Annotated in this window: 7 protein-coding genes and 1 pseudogene; 3 read left to right on the forward strand and 5 right to left on the reverse strand. The window is 59.9% G+C overall.

Translation table 11 applies throughout. The annotated features are described in order from the left end of the window. Nucleotides 1-926, forward strand: a 926-nt coding sequence (locus tag ABX749_RS07520; RefSeq protein ID WP_372895431.1) for a serine hydrolase domain-containing protein, incomplete at its 5' end; no start/stop codon positions are given. Nucleotides 927-1,121: 195 nt separating this feature from the next. On the opposite strand, the gene ABX749_RS07525 is transcribed toward ABX749_RS07520, so the two are convergent. From ABX749_RS07525 to pdxA, 3 genes are all read right to left on the reverse strand, one after another. Continuing rightward, the gene (locus ABX749_RS07525) at nucleotides 1,122-2,357 is read right to left on the reverse strand and encodes a hypothetical protein (RefSeq protein WP_372895432.1); all 1,236 of its coding nucleotides are present in this window, start codon (nucleotides 2,355-2,357) and stop codon (nucleotides 1,122-1,124) included. A gap of 259 nt (nucleotides 2,358-2,616) precedes the next feature. After that, a complete protein-coding gene (locus tag ABX749_RS07530; protein ID WP_372895433.1) occupies nucleotides 2,617-4,281 on the reverse strand; it encodes a DUF6798 domain-containing protein in 1,665 nt (554 codons plus the stop codon). A 13-nt stretch (nucleotides 4,282-4,294) separates the two neighbouring features. Then, nucleotides 4,295-5,341, reverse strand: a complete 1,047-nt coding sequence (pdxA, locus tag ABX749_RS07535; protein WP_372895434.1) for a 4-hydroxythreonine-4-phosphate dehydrogenase PdxA — start codon at nucleotides 5,339-5,341, stop codon at nucleotides 4,295-4,297. Between the two features lie 159 nt (nucleotides 5,342-5,500). Between pdxA and ABX749_RS07540 the strand changes: the two genes are divergently transcribed. Together ABX749_RS07540 and ABX749_RS07545 are read left to right on the forward strand one after the other, a co-directional pair. Beyond that, nucleotides 5,501-7,153, forward strand: a complete 1,653-nt coding sequence (locus ABX749_RS07540; protein ID WP_372895435.1) for a C25 family cysteine peptidase — start codon at nucleotides 5,501-5,503, stop codon at nucleotides 7,151-7,153. 229 nt (nucleotides 7,154-7,382) lie between these two features. Next, complete coding sequence (locus ABX749_RS07545) at nucleotides 7,383-7,940, forward strand: hypothetical protein (protein ID WP_145211773.1); 558 nt, start codon at nucleotides 7,383-7,385, stop codon at nucleotides 7,938-7,940. Nucleotides 7,941-8,157: 217 nt separating this feature from the next. On the opposite strand, the gene ABX749_RS07550 is transcribed toward ABX749_RS07545, so the two are convergent. Beyond that, on the reverse strand, nucleotides 8,158-11,313 hold the full coding sequence (locus ABX749_RS07550) for a protein kinase (protein ID WP_372895436.1): 3,156 nt from the start codon (nucleotides 11,311-11,313) through the stop codon (nucleotides 8,158-8,160). A gap of 93 nt (nucleotides 11,314-11,406) precedes the next feature. After that, nucleotides 11,407-11,859 (reverse strand): annotated as a pseudogene (locus tag ABX749_RS07555) (RNA polymerase subunit sigma-24); the annotation flags it as partial.

Raw genomic sequence — 11,859 nt, forward strand, 5'->3', positions numbered from 1 at the left:
AACCAGACACGTTGCCGATGACGGCCGACACGGTGTTTGACCTCGCCTCGATCACCAAACCGGTGGCCACGGCGACGTCGATCGCGCTGTTGTCCCAACGCGGCAAAATCGATCTCAACGCCCCGGTGTCCCAGTATTTGCCAGAATTCACGGGGCACAAGAAAGAAACCATTACCGTCGCGCAGTGTCTGCTGCACGTCAGCGGACTGACGCCCGACAACGCCTTGGCCGACTATCAAGACGGACCGGAAACGGCGTGGCGGCGGATCTGTGAATTGAACTTGCGATCGGATCCGGGAACCAAGTTTGCCTATTCGGATGTCGGATTCATCGTGTTGGGAAAGCTGGTTGAAACGGTCAGCGGTCAGCCGTTGGATGGGTTCGCCAAAGAAAACGTGTTCGGCGCCATCGGGATGGACGAGACCACCTTCAATCCGCCCTCGCACTTGAAGGCACGTGCAGCGCCGACGGAAAAACAATCCGACGGTTGGCTGCAAGGCGAAGTGCACGATCCGCGGGCTTCGCGTTTGGGCGGCGTCGCCGGACATGCGGGGCTGTTTTCAACCGCCAACGATCTGGTCAAGTTCGGCCAAGAGCTGCTGGCCGCCTCGCAAGGGGATTCATCGGTCATCGAGCGGGAGACGTTTGAACGGATGACCGCCCCGCACCCCGTTCCTGCCGACAACCCGCGCGGAACCCGAACGTTGGGTTGGGATCATCAGTCGCCTTATTCCAGCAACCGCGGCACGGCGTTGTCCGACCGCGCGTTTGGACACGGCGGATTCACCGGCACCGTGCTGTGGATCGATCCGGAGAACGATCTGATTTTTATCTTCCTCAGTTCGCGACTGCATCCCGACGGCAAGGGCAGCGTGAATCATCTGGCCGGCGAGATCGTCACGCTGGTCGCCGGCGACTCCCACTAGCACGTCCCATTAGCACGTGGCGTCAGCCAGTGGCGCGTGATGCGGGTCACCACGCGCCGGTCGCTGACGCGTCCCGCTGAAATGGCGGTCGCTGACGCGCGTCGCGGGATGCACCAGCACGTGGCGTCAGCCAGTGGCGCGAGATGCGGACGGATCATCACGCGCCGGTCGCTGACGCGTCCCGCTAGAATGGCTTCACTTTCCGGCCGTGTTACCTTGCAGCCATTGCTGATAGACCGGCGAGGCGGCAAAGCGTTTGAAATCTTCGACCGTCGCCAGGTCGGTGAACTCGTAGCCGTATTGATCGCGTAACGCCGCCAAATGGTGCAGCGTGGATTCATGATCATCGCTCGCCAGGGAAACGGTCAACGCAAAGTCGTGGGCGCCGGCCAGGCCGAGCGCGTCGACGTCCACCGTTTCGATCATTTTTTGAGCCGCTTCGGTCGCCCCGAAGGTGGCTCGTACGCCGGCGACCAACGTCGTCAAATAGGGATCGCCGCCGGTCCACTTTTGGATCGAATCGTAGGACTTCAGCAACAGCGCTTCATCCTCGTTGATTCCCGCCGCGTCCAGGGTGATCAGCCCCAAGCAGGCGTCGTTGGGAAATCGATCGGAATACTCGTTGATCGCGTCGACGTAGACCTCGTAGTCGCCCTCGGCCAGCGACATGACTCGAAACAGCATCGGCAGTTTCATCTGTTGAATCTTGGCGGGCAATTCGTCATAGATCTGCAACGCCCGCTGATAGTTACCTTGCTGGACCGCAGTCGACATCTCCTGTTGTTTGGTCAGGTTTTCCATCTCGGTCTTGGCCGTCCCCGACAACCGCGAGAGGACCGAGTTCTGACTTTGAATGACGGCGGCGACGTTCGTGCGAAGCGAATCGCCAAACGATTCACCGGTCATCGCGATAAAGAAATGCTCTCCCACGACCTTGCCGTTTTTGCGAGCCAGTTGGAAATCGTGGTAGTTGGTGCCGCCGTCATCGGTCAACAACCGCATCACCACATGCTGCGCTTCGCCACGCTGCACCGTGCGGACCAGGCGGTACGATCCACCGTTTAGGGTACTTTGATGAACCACGCCGACCAGATTCTTGACCGCTTGAGAGGCGCCCTGATGAAAGCCTGATCGAAAGCGGGGATCCACATCAAATCCTTCCAGGGCGCGATCGAAAATCGAAGTCCAGTCGATCAATTGGGTCGCCTTGGCGGCATCATTTTGCTCAACCGCTAGCTGCCACTCCGCCGCGAATTGTTCGGCTTCGGCAGGGCTGACATCAGAAACGATCGCACTGTCATCCGTTGTGATCTCCTCCAGTGTCGTCGGCTGGGGGGCGGTGCTCGATTGCGTCGCCGGCTTGCTGCATCCGGCAAACACGGCGAGCAGCAACATCAGGGCGATGATTTTTGACAGGTCTCTCTCGTGCACTGCCGGACTCCTAAAAAACGGAAGGTTGTTGATGATGTCCACAGGATAACCGATCCGGCTGACCGGCGGTGATTGCCCACCGGCGGTCTACGTTGTGAAGTGTTTGTTCCCTGTGTTTGACGAGGTGTTAGCGGCAGGGCGCGAGCCCTCCGGTTCCTCATCGTTGCCGAAACACCGGCGGGCGCGCGCCCTACCGCTAAAAATTGCTTCACAGCGTCAACCGGCGGCGATCGGATTCATTCATCGCCCCGATGTCGTTTCAGTTGTAGGGCAGCTCGTAAACGCTGTACGTCTCGTTCTGCTGACCGTTGACCGGGTAGATCTTGACCAAGGGCAAGCGTTTGGTCGCAACCCGGTTGTCGACGATCATGAATCGCACCCCGTACCGCTGGCGATACGCCCGCAGTTTCGCATAGCTGATCGGAACCCGCACGGAATTCAATGAGATCACGCCGGTTCGCTTGGGGAAAATGTCGTCAAACCGGTCTCTCCATTGAAGCAACGACTTGGCATCCTGTGGCACATCCTTCCAATTGGCAACTTCCGCGCGGGACGAATACCACTTGAACGTTTGCTGGTGCCGGGGCGTCAGAAAAATCTCGTCGCGAGGCATGGCGACACGTACCCAGTCACAGACGGCGACCCAGTCCGAATGCGAACGTTGTTGGCGCTCGGCGTCGGCATTCAAGTCGACCCCCAACAGACGATGGCTGGTCGACGGTGGGATGCCGATTCGATTCCGCTCCCACGCCGATCCCAGAAACAATCCGGTCGCGACCAGAAGCACCAACAGGGCGGCTCCACGCGTCAGGGCGGCAGGTTCCAGCGATTGTCGCGACGCCAGCAACTGCATCAACCACAGCGCCAGGATCAGTGGCACGATCGCATCACTCAGCCGAAACCAATAGTAACGCAACAGCTTCGCCGCCAAATCCGGCATCACCGCCGGAAGGGCGCCGACGATTAAACCGCAGCCGGCGATCCCCAGTGCGCCGATGCCGATCCAGATCACACGCCGTTGTGCGGTCGTCGGGCGGCCTAGGTAGGCCAACGTCAACAAGCCGATCGCCAAGACACCGTGACGGACAAACCAGTGCATCGGAAAATCACTCGGAAGCAGATGATGTCGGATCCGCATGTAGCTGTAGATCCTGGCCGCCTCCACACTCTCCGCGGCCGTCGCGCCGAGGGTCAAACTGATCGCCGGCAGCAGTCCGAACAACGAAAGGGCTCCGCCGACAAACAGCCCGACGCTGAAGAATCGCATCGGCGGCTGATCGGATCGCTTGAACCAGCGTTCGGTCACCACAAAGGCGACGGTCGCGGCGATCACGGCCCAGCCACCGGTCAGCACGTGAAAGGCCGACGCGGCGCCGAACCAGATCCAGCCGCGCGACCAGTTCCGCCGCGCCACCTCGGCGATGCCCATCAGCACCAGGGCATAGGCCGGCACCTTGGCTTCGATTCCGCCGACGACCCACTCGCCGGCCAGGTTCCCGTGTTCGATCCCGACCAGCCACAGGACTGCGACGCCCAACGACGCGAAGGCGGGCAATCCGAAACTGCGACAACATCGCCGCAATCCGATCGCCAGCATCAGCCAGCCGACCAGACGTCCGATCCAAGCCGTGGTCCCGAGCGAGACGACTTGGGTCAGCGCGCCGAACGTCCAGTAGAACGTCGTGTGGGCCTTCCCCGATGCGGCGAACAGGTCGCGCGAGCAAAACGTGGGATCCCAAAAGTTCTTGGCCTTGACCAAATAATGGGCTTCATTGACCGCGGGCGGAGGGTCGCCGGCATAGATAAAAAACAGACCCAGCAGCGCAGCGACCTCTGCGACCGCGATCCAAACGGCGCGGCGATGACTCCCTGACGTGTCGCTTGTTGATGTCTCGACGTTCAACCGTTCTAACCGTGTGTTCATCGCCCCGCGGCCCTCACCGACACAACTCGATCGCGCGGTCGATGGCCGAACGCATGCTATTGGGACTCGCCGTTCCTTTCCAGGCGAGATCCATTGCGGTGCCGTGATCGACGCTGGTCCGCACGATCGGCAAACCCAGCGTGATGTTGACCGCGTCGTCGAACGACAACGCCTTCAGCGGAATCAAGCCCTGGTCATGATACATGCAGATATGGACGTCGGTGTCCGCTCGCATTGCCGGCGTGAACGCGGTGTCGGGCGGGACCGGGCCGGTGATCCGCCATTTTCGATTTTCGGATTCGCATTCCTGTCGAACCCTTTCGATCGCCGGGCGGATCAAGGTGTCTTCTTCGCCGTGGCTCAATAATCCGTTTTCACCGGCGTGGGGGTTGAGCCCCAGTACGGTGATGCGGGGCGGCCGGCCGAAGCGTTTTTCCATCGCCGATCCGCCCAGTCGGATGGCGCGTGCGATCAGCGGAACGGTCAGCGTGGTGACAACGTCGGCCAGGGGCACGTGGATGGTCGCCAGCACCGTCGAACAGGCTTGGCCGGACAACATCATGCAAAACTCTTTTGTTTGCGTGCGATCGGCCAGCAATTCGGTGTGCCCCAAATAGCCCGTCTCGGCAGCGTGCCAGGCCTCTTTTTGAATCGGACCGGTCACGATGGCGTCAAAATGCCCCGCCAAGGTTTCTGCGATGGCCAGATCAACCGCGGAAAACGATGCCTGCCCGGTTTCTCGCGAAAATTTGCCGGGAACCAACGTTTCGGGCGGCACGTCCCCGCAGTCGACCAGCCCCGACGGCGGAAACGGCCCGGCACCGGCCAGTTGTGCGATCGTGGTCAGTGGGGGCAACTCCAGTCCGCGCATCGCCGCAAGCTTTCCCAGGATCGCAGCCGGGCCGACTAGAATAGGAACGCAGCGGCTGCGCACCGACGGTTCTGCTGCACAGGCCAACGCGAGTTCCGGCCCGACCCCCGCTGCGTCGCCGACGGTGATGGCCAGACGGGGTTTGTCGCGGTGGACGGACGCGGCTCCAAGTGGCGACGGGTTAGACATTGGACTAGCGTTTTCTTGGGGAATTGGTTGAGATAGCGGATCGATGAGCACCACGGTGGCGTGGTATCGGCTTCCCGGTTGTCATCGTCGAATTGTCTGGTTTGACAGGCGGGACGCCTATCCCACAAACGTTACAGAAAGGAAAGGGCAGGATTGTCGATGCGGCCAACGGTCAAATCAAACGACGCGATCATCGGTGGGACGTTCCAGCGGCGACTTCGATGGATGGCGCTAGCGTGTGTGGTCGCGGTGGCGTTCTCGCTGATCTCGCCTGCTCGGGCGGATGACCCCGGACCGGCCGAAACCGCGCTGGTGGTGTGCCCGTCTGACTTTCGCGAGCCGCTTGAAGAATGGATCGACTATCGCCGCACGCAGGGAATTCACGTGCGCGTGATCGATTCCGAATCGACCGCCGGTGGATTGTTGTCGGCGATTCGGCAAAACGCCATCGGCACGGATCGATTTTTATTGCTGGTCGGTGACGCGCCGGTGATCGGTTCGGCGGCGGACACACGCAAGCAGGTGCCGATGCATTATGTCGCCACCACGGTCAGCGCCAAGTTCGGCAGCACCCCGACGATGGCGACCGACTATCCGTACAGCGACATCGATTCCGACGGCCAAGCCGATGTGTCGGTCGGACGGCTGCCGGTCGATACCCCGGATCAATTGCGTGATTTGATTCGGCGGATCAAGGCCTACGAGGCCAGTCGCAACTTTTCGCTGTGGCGTCAGCGCGTTCAATTGGTCGGCGGGGTCGGCGGGTTCGGCATGTTGGCTGATTCGGCGATCGAGTCGGTCACGCGAATGATGGTGACCGCTTCGCTACCGATTCCGGTCCGCACCAGCGTGACCTACGGCAGTCCCGGTCATCTGTTTTATCCCCGCAAACGATTTACCGAGTCGGTGACCGAGCGTTACACCCAAGGCTGTCGGTTCTGGGTCTACGCCGGGCACGGCATGGTCGATCGGCTCGACAGCGTCCCCAGTGGTCCGACCGGCATCCCGGTGCTCGATGGCAATTCGATCGGCAACCTGAAATGCGATCCCGCCAACGCACCGATCGCAGTCTTGCTGTGCTGTTTCACCGGGGCCATCGACGCCGGCATCGATAGTTTTGCCGAGCAGTTGCTGTTGCACCAGTGTGGTCCGATCGCGGTGATCGCCGGCAATCGAGTGACCATGCCGTACGGCAATGCTTCGTTGACGCTGGGGTTGATCGATTCGATCTACGGCCAAGGTGCCGAGGGCCTGCCACCGGCCGATCGCTTGGGCAGCGCGTGGTTGGCCGCGATCCGGCGGATGGAATCGGAAGACGAATCAACGGAGAAAGGTCCGCTGCGAACGATGGTCGATGCCGTCGCGACGTTGGTCAGTCCGGCGGGCACCAAACTGGCCGACGAACGCAGCGAGCATGCGGCGTTGTACGGATTGCTGGGCGACCCGCTGTTGAAACTGCATCCTCCCGCAGCCGTTGAAGTCGAGACGGAGACCGGATTCGATTTCGGCGCCCCGATCGAAGTCACCGTGACCAGTCCGATCGACGGCGAGTGCGTCGTGATGTTGGATCACCCCTTGGGAGAGACTCGCAAGACGGTCCCCGGTCGGCCCAAGCCGGACCCGAACGAAATCACCCTGGCCCGAGTCGCGGAACCGATTTCGGCGGGCCAACCCAAGACATTTTTGATTCGCTTGGAAGAGCAACGAGCCGGACTGATCGCCATTCGGGTGCACGTTGCCGGTCGAGAGACCTGGGCCGCCGGTGGCGGCAAGACCATCGTGCGCCCCCCAGCCACCAAGACAGTGCCCTAAGTTTCCAAAGGTGGCGTACGCTTCCAGCTTGCGACTCCCCGCAGTGGTGTACGCTTCCAGCTTGCGACTCCCCGCAGTGGTGTACGCTTCCAGCTTGCGGCTCCACACCTGTGTCACAGCCGGAAGCTGTCGCTTCCGGAGTGGCAAGCAGGATGCTTACCCCACTCTCCTTCCACTCCGGAGAGGCAAGCAGGATGCTTCCATCACTTTCCTTCTACCCCACGTGCCCATGAAAGTCATCTCGCTCAACTGCAATCACTGTGGTGCTCCGTTGGATGTTCCCGCCAAGGCACGTTTCGCGACCTGCGGGTTTTGCGAAGCGAAACTGGCGATCGAGCATGTCGGCAACAGCTATTCGACGACGGTCTTGGATGAGCTGAAGGAAACGACCGCGCAGATCGCGAAAGACGTGGCCGAAATCAAATCCTCCAGCGAGATCAAGGAGTTAGATTCCCGTTGGCAGCAGGAACGCCTCTCACACATGGTGACCGGCAAGCACGGCCATCAGAGTCTGCCGACCAAGACAGGAGCGGTGGCTGGTGGCGTGATGGTGGCGGTCTTCGGGCTGTTCTGGACGATCATGGCGACGGGGATATCCGGCGCGGGCTCTCGCATGGGGGCACCGGGTGTCTTTCGTATCTTTCCCCTGTTCGGAGTCCTGTTCATCGCCTTCGGCGTCTTCATGGCTTTTCGGATCTATTCGCGTGCCGACACGTACGAGCGGGCCAATCAACAGTACCTGTCCAAGCGACGCCAACTTGCCAGGGAGCAGTCGCGGCCTGATTGAGAGATGCCCCATCGATCGATTTCGACTGTGGCCCAACCGGCTTCATGCATCAAGAGTTTCTCCCACGGATGGCAGTGCGAACCCACGGATAACGTATCCTGCTTGGAATCCGTGGGTTCGCCCTGCCATCGGTGGGGACCTCTTCAGCCTTGACATAGCGAACGCTTCCGCGTTCATGCGTCTACACGGTCGCGCCATCGGGTTTGTGTTCCAATTTCTATTTCACCACAAAATAGGTTCCTGCGAAACGATCACTCAAGCACTGATTGCCTCGGTAATAGGGAACAACGACCATCGTTGTGGCCACCACAACCAGACTAACAATGACGCCCAGTTGGATCGAGGAAGGACTCCAATAAGCCAGCGTTAAATGAAACGCTGCGCCGACGATGGCGATTGCCAACACCAGAATGCCGCTGAAAAACATGCGGATGAACACGCGCAACCCCGACGCTCGTTTGCCTCGACGATTGACCAGCACCAAGCCGAACATTCGTATCAGCAGGCCGCCACGAAACAGCAGGCCGGTGAACAGACTGGGGAACCAAATGAATTCCAGCCACGTGTAGGCTGGACCGAGCGCTGTCCAGAAAGAAAACGTGATTTGGACTTGATCGCCGGGGTCGTCCAGCCAGTCTTGTCGCAACGCCTGATAAACTGCGGTGGCCTCGCGGAGTTCGTCTGGGGACGGTTGCTGTGAATCGATCGCCCGACCAATGGCCATGCGGTCGGCTGGCGTCAGCCGTGTGATGGCATAGATCGAATTCATCGCGTCCTTATCCTCCATCACGTGAGCGAAATTTCCGGCTACATGACGCTGCACCGCGACCACGCGATCGATACGCTCTGCGGTCAACAATCGCTCTTCACGCGCCAGCACCTGTGCCACTTCGTGAAGCTGGTCGATCTCGGGATACCGGTCTTTTTGACTTTGGTAGAGAACCGCCGCGAACAGACCAAACATCACCGTCATCAACGGCAAGGCGAGTGAGATGGCGACCACACCCAGAACACGGGAACGCAGTTTCAGCCCGCGATCAGGATCAACACTGTGTAAGATCTGTGTCGCGCTGCCAACTTCGTCGGCGTCTGCGACTTGAAGCATCGCATTGTATTGACTGAGCGACCACGATCGATCGTTCGACGCCGGGCCATGGTCTGCACTGAGCCAAATCGACGCGGCTCGACGGATCAACTGTAACGGTTCCGCATCAGGCTGCGACGACTCGGGTACGTTTGCATCGTCGCCGACATTCACCGTGGCGCTCTCGGCGGACATTTCGAACGGCAACCGCTTCAGTTCGTCCAAGTCCGTGACCCACAGTTGTCGCAGCGTCGGCAGCTTCGCCACGTCAGACGATGTGTCGCGTTGCTCCCCCGAATTCTGCGGTTCTGGTGGCCTCGGCACCTCCGTCAGCAATTGGACCAGACGTCGCATGACACGGATCGCTCGGGCACAGCAGACCGACTTCAACAGGCCGATCAGGGATTGTCCTGTGGGGGCTTCGTAACAGTCCCAACACTCGGTTTCGCTACGGCGTCCGCCCAGCCAGCGGAGTGTCGCCTGGCTCGTGGAATTCCGTACCGTCGCGGGAACCATCGAGGTGCCAGTGGGCTGAACATGTAGCCAAACCCGTCGCAATAGTCTGGCATCGTAGCCAAGAATCAGTTGTTCGTTTTCAAGTTCCAATACGGTTTGCAATTTGTGATAGGGTCCGATTGTTGCCGCGTTCGGATCGAAGTTAAATGAGTCACGCTCTGTTGCGTCTTGGTCCTGTTCCGCCGTGATCCGTTTGACGTCTGGCATCCGTTGCAATACGCGTGTCGACGTCATGCGATCGTGAATCGCCGCGTAGCCGTTTCTCGAACGCGCAGTCACGAACAGGCCAAACTTGAGGATAAAGTAAGACCAGCCCACCAGGAGGGTCACAAACATGGCGGGGCCGAAGACAAACTCCGTCGAGTCATGCGAAACATAAAACAAATTGAACAGCGTCGATGGAATGATGGGAACACCGAGATACAGAAATGCCCGGCCGATGGTTTGCGACAAGGTCGGACGGTCGCCCTCGGCCGTGACACGCAGACTGAACAGTTTCTTACCGATCGTGTATCCGTACTTCCATTCTGCGACCGCGTAGTAGGCGATCGTCAATCCGACCATCAACACTCCCAAGGCGATCGTTCCCAAGCTTTGTGTGGGCCCGAAATCCGTTGCCAGGTCGCCGCGGTATTGGCTGATAAAACTGACCGGTACCAGTACAAACCAACAGATCGCCGCGTCGACAATACCGGCCAGCGTCCGATCACCCAGCGAGGCTGCGACCGGGGACTGGGAACTGAATGGTTTCAACGCTGCACGGAGCGCATCGTAGTTTTCAAATCGCCCACCCTGGGGTTTCTGCAGACAGCGGGCGATCACTGCATTCAATTCCGCAGGAATCTCACGACGAATCGTTGACGCCGAGGGTGCGGGCTTGTCGAGCACGGTCGCCAACAGATGGATCATGTTGTCGGCATCAAACGGGACTTCGCCGGTCAGCAAGTAGAACAGCGTGACACCGACCGAATAGATGTCGCTGCGGCGATCGAGCGGTTCGCCGCGGAGCTGTTCGGGGGAAGCGAAGGCGGGCGTTCCCAGAAATGTGCCCTCGATCGTGACTTCTGACATCGTGTTGAGAGGTCCGCCGGTGGTCGAAATCGATAAGCCGAAGTCGCCGACCTTGACCGTTCCGTCAGCGGCAACGAAGCAGTTGGAGGGTTTGACGTCACGGTGCAGCACTCCGCGCTCATCGGCCGCTGCAAGGCCATCGATGATTTGAATCACGGCATCAACGGCGCTGCGGATCGACATCGGTCCCATCCGCTTGACGTGCTCGGCGAGGGTTCCACCGTCGACCAATTCCATCGAGATCGTCGGAACGCCATCGATTTCTTCGGTGCCGTAGACGTAGACGCTGTTGGGGTGATTGATCGAAGCAGCGAGTCGGCCTTCGCGCAAGAATCGTGCGCGTGCTTCGGGCTGGTCGAGTGATTGGGCCAATACCTTCAGCGCCACACGCCGGGATGTCGGCACGTGCTCAGCTTCATAAACCACTCCCATCCCGCCACGTCCGAGCCGGCGGACGATCCGGTAGTCTCCCATCCGAGCACCGGGATCCAGGTCGGCAAACGGAGCGGTCGCACCGACCGATTGCATGGAATCGAAGTGTTTGTCGCCGGGCAGCGAACGCGTCTCGGATAAAAATGGGCTTGCCAGCTCCGAATCGGTCGGCTGCAGCACCCCGCGCATCAGGCACGCCGGACACATCGGCTGGCCCGTTGTCGGAGTGAGCGGACCGTCACAGGTTGGGCATCGTTCAGTTGAATTCATCGGTTTTTCCGTTACGTCGTGTTGCTCATCATGGGGTAACGGAAAGCCGGCGGGGGGTTACAAGAAAACTGAAAAAAGAATTCTCCAGCGGACTCAGCCCCCCAGCGCCTGAAAGAGTTGCCGAATTTCATCTGCGATGTGTTCCGGCGACTCGACGGTCGAAGCGATTTCCGATTCCAATTGTCGACGATATCTCTTTCGCAACCGATGCACGGCAACTTTGACGTTGGTCGGCGAGATCCCCAACGATTCCGCGACCAGGGCGTAGGGTTTTCGTTCCCCGTCGGTCGACAGATAGGGGCGAAGTTCTGAGAACAGCGTGGCGTTGCCGTCTCGCTCGTATTCTGTCTGAACCGATTTCAAGGCTGCGTCCAATGCGGCGATAGCCCATTGGCGATGGTATTCGTCTTCGGGTCGGCCGCCATCGGCGATCCAGTGGGATCGTTGCCCATCCGCGTTTCGCAAATCCAAACTCAGGCGTGGATTGCCGCCTCCGCGACGCAACGCGGTGGCTTTTGCATATTCGTTAGAGAGAAAGTTTTCGAG

It is taken from the genome of Stieleria sp., from assembly GCF_041595215.1.
GTDB classification, from domain to species: Bacteria; Planctomycetota; Planctomycetia; order Pirellulales; family Pirellulaceae; genus Stieleria; species Stieleria magnilauensis.

Bases quoted from the DNA above. Each gene is read 5' to 3' on its own strand.
- ABX749_RS07545 (WP_145211773.1), top strand. From the start codon at position 7,383: ATGAAAGTCATCTCGCTCAACTGCAATCACTGTGGTGCTCCGTTGGAT.
- pdxA (WP_372895434.1), bottom strand. From the start codon at position 5,341: ATGTCTAACCCGTCGCCACTTGGAGCCGCGTCCGTCCACCGCGACAAA.
- ABX749_RS07540 (WP_372895435.1), top strand. From the start codon at position 5,501: ATGCGGCCAACGGTCAAATCAAACGACGCGATCATCGGTGGGACGTTC.
- ABX749_RS07550 (WP_372895436.1), bottom strand. From the start codon at position 11,313: ATGAATTCAACTGAACGATGCCCAACCTGTGACGGTCCGCTCACTCCG.
- ABX749_RS07530 (WP_372895433.1), bottom strand. From the start codon at position 4,281: ATGAACACACGGTTAGAACGGTTGAACGTCGAGACATCAACAAGCGAC.